Origin of the sequence: Stenotrophomonas africana (assembly GCF_013004645.1) — a bacterium.
In the GTDB taxonomy this organism is placed as follows: domain Bacteria; phylum Pseudomonadota; class Gammaproteobacteria; order Xanthomonadales; family Xanthomonadaceae; genus Stenotrophomonas; species Stenotrophomonas africana.
Map to the genome: position 1 here is coordinate 370,504 of NZ_JABEME010000001.1, position 15,256 is coordinate 385,759.

At 67.1% G+C, this 15,256-nt stretch carries 12 protein-coding genes; 7 read left to right on the plus strand and 5 right to left on the minus strand.

Annotated elements, in window-relative coordinates:
• Positions 1 to 2 precede the first annotated feature (2 nt).
• Positions 3 to 620 carry an HD-GYP domain-containing protein gene (locus HLA98_RS01960; protein ID WP_057500131.1) on the plus strand — a complete coding sequence of 206 codons (618 nt, stop codon included), beginning with the start codon at positions 3 to 5 and terminating at the stop codon, positions 618 to 620.
• Positions 621 to 819: 199 nt separating this feature from the next.
• On the opposite strand, the gene HLA98_RS01965 is transcribed toward HLA98_RS01960, so the two are convergent.
• Entirely contained in the window at positions 820 to 2,913 is a 2,094-nt protein-coding gene (locus HLA98_RS01965) for a M13 family metallopeptidase (RefSeq protein WP_057500130.1), read from the minus strand.
• Between the two features lie 211 nt (positions 2,914 to 3,124).
• Positions 3,125 to 3,874: a 2,3-diphosphoglycerate-dependent phosphoglycerate mutase gene (gene gpmA / locus HLA98_RS01970; RefSeq protein ID WP_057500129.1), complete on the minus strand. Its 750-nt coding sequence runs from the start codon at positions 3,872 to 3,874 to the stop codon at positions 3,125 to 3,127.
• 94 nt (positions 3,875 to 3,968) lie between these two features.
• On the opposite strand from gpmA, the gene nfi reads away from it, so the two are divergent.
• The gene (gene nfi / locus HLA98_RS01975) at positions 3,969 to 4,643 is read left to right on the plus strand and encodes a deoxyribonuclease V (protein ID WP_057500128.1); all 675 of its coding nucleotides are present in this window, start codon (positions 3,969 to 3,971) and stop codon (positions 4,641 to 4,643) included.
• Between the two features lie 207 nt (positions 4,644 to 4,850).
• On the opposite strand, the gene HLA98_RS01980 is transcribed toward nfi, so the two are convergent.
• Together HLA98_RS01980 and HLA98_RS01985 are read right to left on the minus strand one after the other, a co-directional pair.
• The gene (locus HLA98_RS01980; protein WP_057500127.1) at positions 4,851 to 5,831 is read right to left on the minus strand and encodes a cation diffusion facilitator family transporter; all 981 of its coding nucleotides are present in this window, start codon (positions 5,829 to 5,831) and stop codon (positions 4,851 to 4,853) included.
• 190 nt (positions 5,832 to 6,021) lie between these two features.
• Positions 6,022 to 8,271: a TonB-dependent siderophore receptor gene (locus HLA98_RS01985; protein ID WP_057500126.1), complete on the minus strand. Its 2,250-nt coding sequence runs from the start codon at positions 8,269 to 8,271 to the stop codon at positions 6,022 to 6,024.
• Between the two features lie 286 nt (positions 8,272 to 8,557).
• On the opposite strand from HLA98_RS01985, the gene HLA98_RS01990 reads away from it, so the two are divergent.
• Complete coding sequence (locus HLA98_RS01990; RefSeq protein ID WP_049447011.1) at positions 8,558 to 9,973, plus strand: GGDEF domain-containing protein; 1,416 nt, start codon at positions 8,558 to 8,560, stop codon at positions 9,971 to 9,973.
• 95 nt (positions 9,974 to 10,068) lie between these two features.
• Here the strand turns inward: HLA98_RS01990 and HLA98_RS01995 are convergent, their stop codons facing one another.
• Positions 10,069 to 11,283, minus strand: a complete 1,215-nt coding sequence (locus HLA98_RS01995) for an MFS transporter (protein ID WP_057500125.1) — start codon at positions 11,281 to 11,283, stop codon at positions 10,069 to 10,071.
• A gap of 76 nt (positions 11,284 to 11,359) precedes the next feature.
• On the opposite strand from HLA98_RS01995, the gene HLA98_RS02000 reads away from it, so the two are divergent.
• The 4 genes from HLA98_RS02000 (at position 11,360) to HLA98_RS02015 (ending at position 15,203) form a co-directional block, all read left to right on the plus strand.
• Positions 11,360 to 11,809 carry a winged helix-turn-helix transcriptional regulator gene (locus HLA98_RS02000; RefSeq protein WP_057500124.1) on the plus strand — a complete coding sequence of 150 codons (450 nt, stop codon included), beginning with the start codon at positions 11,360 to 11,362 and terminating at the stop codon, positions 11,807 to 11,809.
• 73 nt (positions 11,810 to 11,882) lie between these two features.
• A complete protein-coding gene (locus HLA98_RS02005) occupies positions 11,883 to 13,010 on the plus strand; it encodes a metallophosphoesterase (protein ID WP_049446807.1) in 1,128 nt (375 codons plus the stop codon).
• A 133-nt stretch (positions 13,011 to 13,143) separates the two neighbouring features.
• Positions 13,144 to 13,827, plus strand: coding sequence for a response regulator (locus HLA98_RS02010; RefSeq protein ID WP_049446809.1), 684 nt, complete (start codon positions 13,144 to 13,146; stop codon positions 13,825 to 13,827).
• Positions 13,824 to 15,203, plus strand: coding sequence for a sensor histidine kinase (locus HLA98_RS02015; protein WP_049446810.1), 1,380 nt, complete (start codon positions 13,824 to 13,826; stop codon positions 15,201 to 15,203). The genes HLA98_RS02010 and HLA98_RS02015 overlap by 4 nt, the downstream gene beginning before the upstream one ends.
• Positions 15,204 to 15,256: the final 53 nt, after the last annotated feature.

Sequence of the window (15,256 nt, forward strand, 5' to 3'; positions counted from 1 at the left end):
GGATGACCATGTTCCCTGACGCCGTACCCGCCCCCGACCTGCTGCACGCGCAGGCCTGCCTGATCGATGCCCTCTCGATGTCGCTGCAGATGCGCGACGCCTACACCCGCCACCATTGCGACCGCGTTGGCCTGCTCGCGCAGCGCCTGGCCACGCACTGCGATCTCGACGACGATGCCTGTGCGCAGATCGGCCTGGCCGCGCGCTTCCACGACGTCGGCAAGATCGGCATTCCCGACGATGTGCTCCTGGCACCGCGCCGGCATACCGATGAGGAGCGCGCGATCATGCGCGAGCATCCGGTGCGCGGCGAGCACATCTTCCTCGCCACCGGCCGCAGCGACGCCGCACCGGTCGCACGGCTGATCCGCGCCCATCACGAGGCGTTTGATGGCAGTGGCTATCCCGACGGCCTGCGTGGCGAATCCATCCCGCTGGGCGCACGCATCGTCACCATCGCCGATGCCTACGATGCGATGACCAGCGTGCGCCCGTATCGCGATGCGATGGAGCACGAAACCGCATTGCGGATCATCGATTCGCAGTCTGGAGGGCTGGTGGATCCCTACGTGCTGCAGCGCTTCCATCGTATGCTGGCGCGGGAGCCGGAGCTGGCCTGAGATCTTCCCGACGGTGAAACGACCCGCCGGTAGAGTCGACTGTTAGTCGACTATCGCGCGCAGCGCGGGATTTTCTCGATCTGAACGAAGAGCAGTCGACTAACAGTCGACTCTACCAGTCCGCTCCTCGCGACCGGCCAGAAAGAAAAAAGGCCCGGCGTTCGCCGGGCCTTTCGCATCACGTGTTACGTGCGATCGATTACCAGATCACCACGCGCTTGTCGTCGGCACGCACCATCGCGTCGCCAGCCTTGCACTGGAACGCCGCAGCGAAGGACGGCATGTTCGACGGCGCACCGTTGGCACGGAAGTTGGCCGGGGCGTGCGGGTCGGTGTTCAGCCGCACGCGCAGCTCACCGTCGGTGAAGTTGCGGCGCCACACGGTGGCCCAGTTCATGAAGAAGCGCTGGTCCTGGCTGTGGCCATCAACTTCGACATTCGCCTTCGGGTCTTCCTTCAGCGCCATCTGCAGCGCGTCGTAGGCCACGGTCAGGCCGCCCAGGTCGCCGATGTTCTCGCCCAGGGTCAGCTTGCCCTTCACGAACACACCCGGCACCGACTCATAGCCATCAAACTGTGCGACCAGCTGATCGGTACGTTCGGTGAAGGCCTTGCGGTCGGCGTCGGTCCACCAGTTGTCGAAGTTGCCGTTGGCAGCGAACTGGCTGCCCGAGTCGTCGTAGCCGTGCATCATTTCGTGGCCGATGACCGCACCGATGCCGCCGTAGTTCAGCGCCGGGTCGGCCTTGGCGTCGAAGAACGGCGCCTGCAGGATTGCCGCCGGGAACACGATCTCGTTCTTGGTCGCGTTGTAGTACGCATTGACGGTCTGCGGGGTCATGCCCCACTCGGTCTTGTCCACCGGCTTGCCGATCTTGTCCAGCATGTAGCGGTAGTTGAACGCACGCGCCGCCTGCATGTTGCCCAGGTAGCTGTCGCCGTTGGTCTGCAGGCCGGTCCACTCACGCCACTTGTCCGGGTAACCGATCTTGGGGGTGAAGCTGGCCCACTTTTCCAGTGCCTTCTTCCTGGTTTCTTCGCCCATCCACGGCAGCTGCTCCAGGCGTGCCTTCAGCGCCTGCGACAGGTTTTCAACCAGGTGCTGCATGGCCACCTTCGACTCGGCCGGGAACACGGCATCGACGTACAGCTGGCCCAGGGCTTCACCCATGCCACCGTTGACCGACTCCAGCACGCGCTTCCAGCGCGGCTGCATTTCCTTCTGGCCACGCAGGGTGGTGCCATAGAAATCGAAGTTGGCCTTCTCGAACTGGCTGCTCAGGTACGGCGAGGCGTCGTCGATGGTGTGGAAGCGCAGGTAGGCCTGCCAGGTACTGGCCGGCACATCGGCGAGCATCTTGTCCATTTCACCGAAGAAGCCCGGCTGCGCCAGCGAGAACTTCTGCGCGGCCGGCACCTTCAGGGTGTCGAACAGCGCGGTCCAGCTGAAGTTCGGGGTCAGCTTGTCGGCGTCTGCGGCGCTGAGCGGGTTGTAGCGCTTGGCCGGGTCACGCATTTCGATGCGCGACATCGAGGCCTTGGCCAGGCGGGTTTCAAAGGCCATCACGGCCTTGGCCTGCTCGGCGGCCTGCGCGGCGTCCACGCCGGACAGGGTCAGCACCTGGGCGATATAGGCCACGTAGGCATCGCGGATCTTGGCCTGCGCGTCGTCGAAGTAGTAGCCCTTCTCCGGCAGGCCCAGGCCACCCTGGCCGACATAGGCGATGACGTTGGCCGAATCCTTGTAGTCGGCATTGGCGAACAGCGAGAACAGCACGCCCTTGCCCTCGGCCTGGCTGTCGCGCAGGTACTGGGTGATGGCGGCGGTGTCGTTCAGCGCGGTGATCTTGTCCAGCTGCGGCTGCAGCGGCGCCAGGCCGGCCGCTTCGATCTTCGCTTCATCGTTGCCGGTCTTCCAGATGTCACCGATCTTGGCCTCCACCGAGCCGGCCTTGGCCTGGCTCGCGGCGGCCTGCTGCACCAGCGCGTGCTGCACTTCCAGCGAGCGCTCGCGCAGGATCTCGAAGCTGCCCCAGGTGGTCTGGTCGCCCGGCACCGGGTTGGCCTTCAGCCACTTGCTGTTGACGAAGCCATTGAGGTCGGTACAGGCCGAGATGGCCGGATCGAGGTCTGCGCTGTTGAGCGAGATCAGCGGCGTCTTGATCTGCGACAGGTCGAAGGCCGGCTTGGCGTCGGCGCTGGCCGCCGGCGCGGTTTCATTCTTGCCACAGGCCGCCAGCGAGGCAGCGATGGCGATGGTCAGGCCCAGCGGGACCAGGTTGCGGACGTTCATGAGGCTCTCCTGCGGGTAATTTCACAGGGTAGCCGGGGGAGCCCACGGCACGGACCGGCCAAAGGTCACAGGACGCCCTTCTGTAGAGTCGAGCCATGCTCGACTGCTCTCCGTTCCGGGTTCATGGCGCGTGCGGCAAGAGGCCAACAGCAGTCGAGCATGGCTCGACGCTACAAAAAGCGAAGGCCGGCTTGCGCCGGCCTTCTGCTTCTTACTTCGCCTTGCCCTGGTTGGCCACGGCTTCAGCGGCCTTGCGCGCCGCTTCCGGGTCGCCCAGGTAGCGGAACGACTGCACGGTCAGATCATCGTTCAGTTCGAACAGCAGCGGGATGCCGGTCGGGATGTTCAGCTCGAGGATTTCCTCGCGCGAGACGTTGTTGAGGTACTTGTACAGGGCGCGCAGCGAGTTGCCGTGGGCGGTGACCAGCACGGTCTTGCCGTCCTTCAGCTGCGGCGCGATGGCGTCATGCCAGTACGGCAGCACGCGGTCCAGGGTGGTCGCCAGCGATTCGGTGCCCGGCAGCGCGTTGCGATCCAGGCCGGCGTAGCGGCGGTCATGGATCGGGTGGCCCGGATCTTCCAGGTCCATGGCCGGTGGCGGGATGTCGTACGAACGACGCCACACCTTGACCTGGTCCTCGCCGTGCTTGGCGGCGGTCTCGGCCTTGTCCAGGCCCTGCAGGCCGCCGTAGTGGCGCTCGTTGAGGCGCCAGGACTTGTTCACCGGCAGCCAGTCCTGCTCCAGTTCGGCCAGCGCACCCTGCAGCGTGCGAATGGCGCGCTTGAGCACGGAGGTGTGGGCGACGTCGAACTGCAGGCCTTCCTCGCGCATCAGGCGACCGGCGGCGGCCGCTTCCCGGCGCCCCTGCTCGGTGAGGTCGACATCGACCCAGCCGGTGAAGCGGTTGTCCAGGTTCCACTGGCTCTGGCCATGGCGCAACAGTACGAGTTTACGGGTCACTGCAGGGTCTCCAACGCGAGGAAAGGCAGGCCGCCATTGTAGCCCCGGGCGCCGCTCACCGGGCCGTGGCACCGCGCATGCGATGCTGTGGCCAATGAATACGGTGATCGACCCCGGGCGCTGGGAAGGCAGCGTCGCCACTGCCCGCGCGCAGCAGATCCAGCTGGCCGGCCGCGTGGAACGCCAGGACCGCCTGCCACGCAACGTGCGCTGGCTGGCCGGGCTGGATGTCGGCTTTGAAGACAACGGCGCCATCACCCGTGCCGCGGCGGTGCTGCTGGATGTGAAGACGCTGCAGCCCGTGGCGCAGGAGATTGCACGGATTCCTACGGTGATGCCCTACATCCCCGGCCTGCTCAGCTTCCGCGAACTGCCGGCACTGCTGGCCGCGCTGGCGCTGCTGCCGCGGGCGCCGGATCTGGTGTTCGTCGATGGCCACGGCATCAGCCATCCGCGCAGACTGGGCGTGGCCGCGCATCTGGGCGTGGTCACCGACCTGCCGAGCATCGGCGTGGCCAAGTCGAAACTGGTGGGCCGGTTCGTCGAACCGGGCGCCGAGGCCGGTGCACATACGCCGCTGCTGGATGGCGATGAACAATTGGGCTGGGTGTTGCGCAGCAAGGTGCGCTGCAAGCCGCTGTTCGTGGCCGGCGGCCATCGGGTCAGTGCCGATACCGCGCTGGACTGGGTGCAGCGCACACTGCGCGGTTACCGGCTGCCGGAGCCGACCCGGCTGGCGGATCGGCTGGCGTCCCGACGGGACGAATGACCTTCGCTGCTCTGGACGGATGCAGACTGCGCGATCGCGTCGGAACGATTGGGTAGAGTCGACTTCCCGTCGACTATCGCGCGCAGCGCGGGATTTGCCGCAGCCTCGCAGAGAGCAGTCGACTGACAGTCGACTCTACCAAGGCGATTTCGCCCCGTCGGTTTCGCCCGGTCGGTTTCGCCCAACCGGCGTGCCCGCACTTCCCACTCAACGATGCACGTGGCCGCGATGGCCCTGCGCGTCCTCGCCGTGGTCGTGGCCCTCATGGCCCTTGTGCTCGCCGCCCTTGGCCGGCGCCGGTTCACCACAGGCTTCGCCGCAGTGGTCCGCTTCGATCTGCAGCGTCACGTGCTCGATGCCGAAGTCATCGTGCAGGCGCGCGCCCAGCTCGCGGCGCAGCGCGTCGGCATCGGTGCCATCGCGCATCACGATGTGCGCGGTCAGCGCCGGCGTGCTGGAGGCCAGCGCCCACACATGCAGGTCATGCACGTCCAGCACTGCGGTGTGACCGGACAGGCTGTCGCGTACCCTGGCCACGTCCATGCCCTTGGGTACGCCTTCCAGCAGCACGTTGATCGCCTCACGCATCAGCACGTAGGTGCGCGGCAGCACCCACAGGCCGATCAGTACCGCCAGGATCGGATCGATCGGTTTCCAGCCGGTCCACTTGATCAACAGCGCACCCGCAATCACCGCCACCGAGCCGAGCATGTCCGCCCACACTTCCAGGTAGGCGCCCTTCACGTTGAGGCTCTCGCCGCTGCCGGCCTGCAGCAGGCGCATCGAGATCAGATTGATGACCAGGCCCGCTGCGGCAATCACCAGCATGCCCGACGAGGCGATCTCCTGCGGCTCGCGGAAACGCCCAATGGCCTCCCACAGGATGTAACCGGCGACCACGAACAGCATCGCACCGTTGATCATCGCGCCCAGCGCTTCCAGGCGCGCATAGCCGTAGGTGCGGCGCGCATCCGGCGGGCGACGGCTCAGCCGTACCGCGACCAGCGCGATCATCAGTGCCAGTGCATCGGTGGCCATGTGCGCCGCGTCGGACAGCAGCGCCAGGCTGTTGGTCCAGAACGCGCCCACCACCTCGACGATGAGGAAGGTGGAGGTCAGGCCGAGCGCCCACCGCAAGGGTTTCTCGTGGCGGATCTCGGATGGCAGGTGATCGTGGTCGTGGCCCATGGCAACAGCTCCTTTGCGATGGAGGCAGGCTACGCTGGCGGCCGTGGGGAAACTATCACGGTGTTTATAACATTGCAGGCGTGCAGCTCCGTTGCCGCCGGGCATGGCCCGGCGCGACCGGTGTGGCATGCCCGTCCCGGTAACGCCAGGCCATGCCTGGCGAGCCCGGGGGAACGACGCCTGCCAGCGATCAGAAGCCGAAGCGCAGGCTGGCCCAGTAGGCGCGGCCCGGCTCGTTGTAAGTCGCCGCGCCAGCGTCGCTGCTGTTGGCCTCGCGGAACAGGCGCTTGTCGGCCAGGTTGTTGACACCGAAGCCGAAGCTGACCGTCTCGGTCACCTTGTAGCGCGCGCTCACGCCCCAGATGTTGTACGCACCGCGATCCTGCAGCGCGATCAACGGGTCGCAGGTGCCGGTGCAGCGCGGATCATTGTTGATGTTGGTGGTGGCCGGCTTCTGCTTGCCATAGAACGTGCCGGTCAGCAGCAGCGACAGCTTGTCGGTGGCCTGCCAGTCCAGCATCGTGTTGATCGTGTACTTCGGAATCACCGACAGCGGCTGGCCGGTGCTCTTGTTCTCGTTCTCCACCATGTAGGTGAAATTGTTGCTCCACTTCAGGCGGTTGCCCTGCTCCCCGAGCAGCGGAATCACCAGGTTGCCTTCCAGCCCCTGCACGATCGCCTTCGGTGCGTTCTCCCAGCGGAAGATGCGGCCCTTGGTATCGGCAGTCAGCCCGATCTGGGTGTAGCCGGCCTGGATCTTGTCCTTGTAGTCGTTGTGGAAGTACGTCAGGGACGCCTGCCAGCCACTCTGCGGCGCCCACTCGATGCCCAGCTCCTTGTTCAGGCTGGTTTCCGCCTTCAGGTCCGCATTGCCACGCATGTAGCAGCCGGCGCCCAGGCTCGGCAGTGCATTCGGGCAGCCATTGCCACGGGTGTAATACAGATAGTCCGGATTCGACTGGTACAGGTTCGGTGCCTTGAATGCACGGGCGATACCGCCCTTCACCACCCAGTCGCTGTTGATGCGGAACTGCGCATTGAGGCTGGGGCTGGTGTTGTTGCCGAACTGGCTGTGGTGGTCGAAGCGCAGGCCCGGCGTGACGATCCAGCGCTCACCCAGGTAGATGTTGTCTTCCACGAACACGGCCGTGGTCTGCGCATCGGCCTTGCCGCGCGCGCGATTGGCCGACAGCCCCGGGATGCCGCCGCCACTGCTGCTGGACTGGCTCATCGAATACGGGTCGGTCAGGCGGCTGTCGAGGTACTCGAAGCCCAGCGTCCAGATGTTCTCGGCGCCACCGAGCGTGGTCGGGAAGCTGACTTCGCCGTCCAGCTGGTAGTTGCGCAGGCGCGAGGTCGACCAGTCGGTGCCGTTGAAGCTGCCTTCCGGGCCACCGGCCAGGCCTTCGTTGATACGCGAATTGTTCACCGCTTCCACTGCAGCCGTTACTCGCGAGGTCACATCACCCCACCGGCCGCGATGGGTGACCGCGCCGGTGGTGCGGTACATGCGGTTGGTCTCGGCCTGCTGCTCGGCCAGGGCCGCCAGATCGATCGGTGTCGAGGTGCCGGTGGTGCTGACCGCGCGGTCGCCGGCATAGATGTTGCCCTGGCGGCTGGTGCCGGCTTCGAACTCGACCACCTGGTTGGCGGTCACGTCCCAGCGCAGCAACGCGTTGATGTCGCGGTTCTTGACGCCCTCACGGCCGGCTGGCGGCACCGCGTTCGGATTCGTCGCGAAGTCACGGTTGAGTTCCAGCGAATCGGCGTCGGTGTTGTTGAGATTGCCGTACAGGCGGAACGACAGGGTGTCGGTCATCGGCCCGCTCAACTGCAGGCCGACGCGCTCGCTGCCGCCTTCGGCGCTGTGCTCGGGCACCAGGCCATACAGGTCGACCGCACCGGTCAGATCGCCGGTCGGGCGCTTGGTGATGATGTTGACCACGCCGCCGGAAGCACCCGAGCCATAGCGTGCCGCCGCCGGGCCGCGCAGCACTTCGATGCGCTCGATCATTTCCGCCGGCACCCAGTTGGTATCACCGCGGGTATTGCGCTCACCGCTGCGGCCCATGCGCACGGCATCACGCGCGCCGATGCGCTTGCCGTCGACCAGGATCAGGGTGTTTTCCGGGCCCATGCCACGCAGGTCGATCTGGCGGTTGTTGCCGTATTGGCCCGAGGCACTGTTGCCGGTGAGGTTGACGCCCGGCATGGTCCGCAGCAGCTCGGCGATGTCGTTGGCCGGCGGGCGCTTGGCGATGTCCTCGGCGGTGATGGTCGAAGTGCCCAACGCCTGGCGCGCAATCTGCGAGGCGGTGACGTGCACCGTGTCGATATCGGTGGCCTCGGTTTCGGCCTGGGCGGTCAGGGCGCTTCCCGCCAGCAGGGCGGCAACGGCAAGCGCCAGCGGGCGCGGCGAAAGGACAACGGCAGGAGACATGATCTGGACCTTCTGGCAGGGCTACGGGGCCTCTGGCAAAGGGCTTGAGGCAACGACGAGGGGGAGGCGGAGCATCGCTGCAGTCGCCTGCGGCCCGATCCGTGCGCGCATTCTCCCACCAATGCGATTGATTCTCAAATGCGTTCGCTCATTGCCGCAGCCATGGCGATGTGCTTTGCGCACCGTGCAACCCTGCACCGCGCGTAAACTGGCCGGCTAACCCGCCATCAACCGTACGCCGTCGCGGCCGATACCCGTGGTTTGCCGTACGCAGTCAGAGATCGACGTGGAACCACCCCAATTGGACGATGCCAGCCAGCCGCTGGCCGAGGCTTGGCAGCAGTGCCTGCTGCAGGCCGGCCCTGCCGCCACCGCGCTGCTCAAGTGCGCTGCCACCGATGCCCCACCCGCGCTGGCCCAGCGCTTCTATGAAGTGCTGCTGCAGGACGGGCGTGCACGCCGCTTCCTGTCCCACGACCAGGTCAAACAGCGTCTGCAGCCGGCCATGCAGCGCTGGCTGGTGCAACTGCTGACCACTGACGCCTCCGGCATCGCCACCACCGTCGCCTCGCAGCGGGTGATCGGCGACGTACATGCGCGGGTCGGCATCCCGGTCGACCTGGTCACCCGCGGTGCGCGCGTACTCAAGCACGAGCTGTTCGTGCGCCTGCGCGACGAGGCACCCGACAGCGCGACCGCATTCGCTGCCATCGCCTGCCTCAGCGCGATCATGGACATCGCCATGGAAGGCATGACGCTGGCCTATACCCATGCGCGCGAGCGCTCCACCCGTGCCGACGCCGCCTACCGGCTGTTCTCGCTGGTACAGAACGTCGGTACCGAACGAGAGCGCCAGCGTGCACTGCTGCTGGACTGGGAAAACGCCCTGCTGTACGCACTCGCCGGTCATGTGCAGGCCAGCGACAACGCCAGCCTGGCCACCTCGGAGTTCGGCCTGTGGTTCACCCACAAGGGCATCCCGAGCTTCGGCGAGAGCAGCGAAACGCAGCAGGTGGGCAAGTTGATGGCCCGCATTGACGGCCACCTGCAGCGCGCGAGCGGCGATGCCCCGGCACAGCGACTGGCGGTGCTGCCGGCCATCCGCGAGGACCTGGCCGCCATCCGCACCCTGATGACACTGCTGTTCGAGCGCATCGGTGAACTCGATGCCGGCAGCGACGCGCTGACCAACCTGCTCAACCGTCGCTTCCTGCCTACCGTGCTGCGTCGGGAAATCGAGCTGGCCACCCGCAACCGCACACCGTTCTCGCTGCTGCTGCTCGACCTGGATCATTTCAAGGCAATCAACGACGGCCATGGCCACGATGCCGGCGACCGCGCGTTGCAGCACGTGGCCGGCCTGCTCGGCCAGCTCACGCGTGGCAGCGACTACCTGTTCCGCTATGGCGGCGAAGAATTCGTGGTGGTGCTGGTGGCCGCCAGCGAATCGCAGGCGACCGTGATCGCCGAGAGCCTGCGCCGGCAGATCGCACAGTCGCCGGTAGCGCTGGCCAATGGTCAGGTGCTGGAGCTGACCGCCAGCATCGGCGTGGCCGGTCACGATGGTCATCCGGACTACGAGCGGCTGATGGCACGTGCCGACGCCGCGATGTACGAGGCCAAGCGCAGCGGCCGCAACCGCGTGGTGGTGGCCAGCGAGGCACTGCAGGAAGCACCGGGACGGCGGGCATTGCAGCGGTAGCCCGACGCGGACGGCAACCCAGGGGTAGAGTCGACTGCCAGTCGACTATCGCGCGCAGCGCGGGTTTTTTTGCAAGCTGACGGAAGAGCAGTCGACTAACAGTCGACTCTACCGGTTCGCGCGCCAGCCGATGCATTGAACGCCACCACCCGCCACGCTGCCCACCACAGCAGCGCCAGCAACGCGATGCCTGCACCCAGCAGGCACACGGCGGGCCAGCCATGCCGCACCTGCATCCAGGGCCCCGCCGCCGCGCCTGCACCACTGCCCACCGCATAGAACAGCATGTACAACGCCACCAGGCGCCCATGCTGTTCTGCCGGTGCACGCAGCAGCAGTGCCTGGTTCGAGACATGTAGTGCCTGGCCGCCGAGGTCGAGCACGACCACACCCAGCAGCAGCAAGGACAGCGACTGCGGCAGGCCCAGCAGCGGCCACCACGCGACCAGCATCAACAACAGCGCACCGAGGCTGACCCGATGGGTGAAACCACGGTCCATCCAGTGGCCGACACGCGCTGCCATCAGCGCACCGACCACGCCGGCCAGGCCGAGCGCACCGATGGTCGCCGTCGACCAGTGCAGCGGCGGTGCGGACAGCGGCAAGGGTGCCGCCGCCCAGAACACATTGAGGCCTGCAAACAGCAGCAATGCCAGCGGCCCGCGCTCGCGCAGCGTTCGATCGCGGCGCAGCATGCCCAGCATCGAGCCCAGCAGCTCGCGCCAGCGTGGAGGGACCGACGGCACCGGTACTGCGGGCAGGCGCCGCCACAGCAGCGCCGCCAACACCGCCATCACCACCGCTGACAGCAGGTAGACCCTCTGCCAGCCAAAGGCCGCCGCCACCGTACCGGACACCACGCGCGCCAGTAGCAGGCCGATGAACACGCCGCACTGCACCACAGCGACCATGCGACCGCGCTGCTCGGGCGGTGCCAGCATGGCGGTATAGGCGATCAGGCCCTGGGTCAGCGCGGTACCCAGCAAGCCGGCCAGCAGCATGCCCGACAACAGCCAGCTCGCCGTGCGTGACGCCGCCAGCCACAACAGGGCCAGCACCAGTGCAATCAGCTGCAGCCGCAGCAGGCGTTGCCGGTCGCTGCGGTCAGCCAGCGGCAGCAGCCCAAGCAGCGCCAGCACGCTACCGGCCTGGGTGGCCGCCAGTACCGCGCCGGCCACGGCCCGGTCCAGCGCAAAGGCGCGTGCAAGCGGGTCCAGCAGCGGCTGCGCGTAGTAGACATTGGCAACGCTGGCACCGGCGGCAATCGCAAGCAGGACCAGCAGCGGGCGTGGAAGAGATGCGGCACTCATTTGTAGTTGCAATTCGAAACCAGATGCAGGCTATCGCCATTGGTTTTAAACTGCAACCACATTCGGAGATACCAGCATGCACGCCGACAGCCCCTGCCCAGTAGCCCGCAGTGCCGACCTGCTCGGTGACCGCTGGGCATTGCTGGTGATCCGCGACGCGTTCGACGGCATCACCCGCTTCGGAGATTTCCAGCGCAGCCTCGGCGCGGCGCGCAACATCCTCAGCGACCGCCTGCGCCGGCTGGTCGAGGCCGGCATCCTGCAGCTGCAGCCGGCCTCCGATGGATCGGCCTACCAGGAGTACGTGCTGACCGCCGCTGGCCAGGAACTGTTCCCGCTGCTGGTCGCACTGCGCCAGTGGGGAGAGCGCCATTGCTTCGGTGCAGGCGAAGCCCATTCACAGCTGATCGAATTGGCGACGCGGCGGCCGCTGCCCTACATGCAGCCGCGCGGGCGCGACGACCAGCCGCTTCAGCCCATCGCCACCCGCGTACGCAAGCTCAGGGATGACGGGCGCGACACCTGACCCGCCCATTCGCGCACACCGACGAACGCCCGCGCCGGTTAGCATCGGGTCTTTCCGCTGCTGGATGCCGCCGATGTCGCGCGATCGCCCTTCCCTGCTGACCGCCCTGCTGTTGCCGCTGCTGGCCTGCGCCGCAGCAACCACGCAGGCCCGCGAGGTTGCCGCGCCCGCCGATCACGTGCAGGCCGATGGTCCCTATGTGTTCCGCCAGGGCGACCGGCTGCAGGCCACATGGATCTGCGACGACAAGGTCGAGTCGCACACGCTTGCTACGCAGGCCGCGGGTACCGATATCGCCCCGCGCTGCGGCTACGAGCACACGGTGCACGTGGCTGCCCCGAATGCACCTTCGGTCTCGGTGCTGCCGGCCGTGCCGCGCATCGTTGCGCTGTCCGACATCCATGGCCAGTACGGGCTGCTGGTGCGCCTGCTGCGTGCCCACCAGGTCATCGACGCACAGGACCGCTGGGCGCTGGGCAAGGACACCCTGGTCATCGCCGGCGATGTGTTCGACCGTGGCCCGCAGGTGACCGAGGCCTTCTGGCTGCTGTACGGCCTGCAGCAGCAGGCGGCCGCCGCCGGTGGCGCAGTGCACTTCGTGCTCGGCAACCACGAGACCATGGTGCTGTACGACGACCTGCGCTACGTCAACCCGAAGTACCTGCGCAGCGCCCAGCTGCTGGGGCGCAGCTACCCGCAGCTGTACGGTGCCGACTCGGTGATCGGGCAGTGGCTGCGCACCCGCCCGGTGCTGCTGAAGATCGGCGATACCCTGTTCCTGCACGGCGGCATCTCGCCCGAAGCAGTACAGCTGGCACTGGACCCGGCGCGCACCAACGCGGCCTACCAGGCCTCGCTCGGCCTGCCCAAGGCCGAAGTGAAGGCCGACCCGGCCACCGCGCCGCTGTATGACGGCAAGACCAGCCCGATCTGGTACCGCGGCTATTTCGATGGGCGACTGGACACCGCAGGCGTGCAGGCCGTGCTCGATCGCCTGCAGCTCGCGCGCATCGTGGTCGGCCACACTTCGATGCCGCACGTCAGCAGCTTCCACGGCGACCGCGTGATCGCCATCGACAGCAGCATCAAGAACGGCGAGAACGGCGAACTGCTGTTCATCGAAGATGGCAAACTCAGCCGTGGTCTGCTGGACGGTTCGCGGGTGCCGCTGGCGGAGGGCGAGCCCGGCCTGCAGGACTGAATGGACGGAAAGCGCCGCCGCGCCCGGTGGCGGCGGCGCGCTCCACCTTCCCCCGGTTTGCGGCTACCCTCGGCAGCCGAGAGAGGCCCGCCCCGTCCATCCGGTGGGCCTGACTGTTACAGGAGCCCCGCGCATGCGCGTTCTGATTGCTGAAGACGACCCGGATATCGCCTCCGGCCTGTGCGCCTCGCTGCGCCGGCAGGGCCATGTGGTCGACCACGTCGACAACGGCGCGCACGCCGACGCTGCCCTGGGCTCGACCCAGTACGCATTGCTGGTACTGGACCTGGGCCTGCCGCAGCTGGACGGCCGCGACGTGCTGCAGCGCCTGCGCCAGCGCGGCGATGGCCTGGCGGTGCTGGTGGTCACCGCCCGTGACGGCCTGGCCGAGCGCGTGCGTGTGCTCGACCTCGGCGCCGACGACTACCTGGTCAAGCCGTTCGCACTGGACGAATTCGAAGCACGTGTTCGCGCACAGCTGCGGCGGGTCACCAGCAACGGCAACCCGGATCTGCGCATCGGTCGCCTGCGCCTGGACCTGGCCGGGCATCGGGTGTGGATCGACGATCAGTCACTGGAACTGACCGCGCGGGAATTCGGCCTGCTGTCCGCGCTGGCGGTTCGCGCCGAGCGCATCGTGTCGCGCGCGCAACTGGTGGAAGCGCTGTGCGACTGGGGCCAGGACCTCACCGACAACGGCCTGGACATCGCCCTGCACCGCCTGCGCCGCAAGCTGCAACCCGGCGGCATGGGCATCCGCACCGTGCGCGGGCTGGGCTACATGCTGGAAGACGCGCAGGACGAAAACGCCTCGTGATCAGTGGACCGCCCAGCCTGCGCCGGCGCCTGCTCGCCTTCCTGGCGCTGCCGATGCTGGGCCTGCTCACCTTCAACACGATCCTGGCCTATTACGTTGCGCTGGACTATTCCAACCGCATCCACGACCGCAACCTGATCGACGACACGCATTCGTTCGCGCAGATGCTGAGCACCATGCCGGTGACCAGCGACCTGTCGCCGCAGGCACGCTTCCTGATCGAGTACGACCCCGACGGCCATCGCTACTTCAACGTCGACAGCAGCCGCATGGGTACGCTCAGCGGCAATGCCGACTTCAGTCCGTACGCCCCTTCGCAGGACTGCACCGGTGTGCATCCGGCGCTGTACGACGGCAACCTCAATGGCCAGCAGGTGCGCATGGCCACGGTCTGCACGCAGGCGATGAACGATCCGCAGGACCAGCTGGCGGTGACCGTGGCCGAGAGCATGGCCGACCGCCGACAGCGCGCGCGCGAGATCCTGATGATCATCATCCCGCTGATGACCATGCTGGCGCTGGGTACCGCGGCGCTGGTCTGGTTCGGCGTGACCTACGGCCTGCGCATCCTGACCCCGCTGAGGACCCGCCTGGCGCAGCGCCGCGGCGAACTGGCACCGATCTCCGATGCCGACGTGCCGGAGGAGATCCAGCCCCTGATCAGCACCATCGATGATCTGTTTGCCCGCCAGGCGGAAATGATCACGTTGCAGAACCGCTTCATCGCCGATGCCGCGCACCAGCTGCGTTCGCCGCTGGCGGGCATGGCCCTGCACGTGGACCAGGCACTGGCGCATGGTGACCCCGATACGGTGCGCGAGGCACTGCAGCACATCCGCCGGCTCAACCAGCGCACTGCCCGGGTCAGCACCCAGCTGCTGGCGCTGAGCCGGGCGCAGACCGTGCCCGATACCGTGGAGGCGCTGGATCTATGCGAGCTGGTGCCGCAGTGGGTCGGCACGCGCGTTCCGGAGGCGATCCGTGATGGCATCGACCTCGGCTACCGCGGCAGCCCCCATCCGCTGCGTGTACTCGGCAACGGCGCCATGCTGCAGGAAGCGCTGGACAATCTGATCGACAACGCCCTGCGTTATGCCGGCCGCAATGCGACCGTCACGGTGGGCGTGCACGCGCTGGACGACAATGATGTCGAACTGTATGTGGAAGACAACGGCCCCGGCGTGCCCGACGACGTGATGCCACGGCTGGGCGAGCGCTTCTTCCGGGCACCGGGCACCGCTGCCAGCGGCACCGGCCTCGGCCTGGCCATCGCGCACGAGGCGGTGGAGCACTTCGGCGGCCGCCTGAGCTTCCTGAACCGCCCCGGCGGCGGATTGAAGGTCGCCATCACGCTGCCGCTGCTGAAGGCGCCCTGACCCGGTCCGGGGCGCTGAAAGGCTGGCGAAAATCGCGCTTGCGATCCTGCCAT

Bases quoted from the DNA above. Each gene is read 5' to 3' on its own strand.
- HLA98_RS01960 (WP_057500131.1), top strand. From the start codon at position 3: ATGACCATGTTCCCTGACGCCGTACCCGCCCCCGACCTGCTGCACGCG.
- HLA98_RS01965 (WP_057500130.1), bottom strand. From the start codon at position 2,913: ATGAACGTCCGCAACCTGGTCCCGCTGGGCCTGACCATCGCCATCGCT.
- nfi (WP_057500128.1), top strand. From the start codon at position 3,969: ATGAATACGGTGATCGACCCCGGGCGCTGGGAAGGCAGCGTCGCCACT.
- HLA98_RS01980 (WP_057500127.1), bottom strand. From the start codon at position 5,831: ATGGGCCACGACCACGATCACCTGCCATCCGAGATCCGCCACGAGAAA.
- HLA98_RS01985 (WP_057500126.1), bottom strand. From the start codon at position 8,271: ATGTCTCCTGCCGTTGTCCTTTCGCCGCGCCCGCTGGCGCTTGCCGTT.
- HLA98_RS01995 (WP_057500125.1), bottom strand. From the start codon at position 11,283: ATGAGTGCCGCATCTCTTCCACGCCCGCTGCTGGTCCTGCTTGCGATT.
- HLA98_RS02000 (WP_057500124.1), top strand. From the start codon at position 11,360: ATGCACGCCGACAGCCCCTGCCCAGTAGCCCGCAGTGCCGACCTGCTC.
- HLA98_RS02005 (WP_049446807.1), top strand. From the start codon at position 11,883: ATGTCGCGCGATCGCCCTTCCCTGCTGACCGCCCTGCTGTTGCCGCTG.
- HLA98_RS02010 (WP_049446809.1), top strand. From the start codon at position 13,144: ATGCGCGTTCTGATTGCTGAAGACGACCCGGATATCGCCTCCGGCCTG.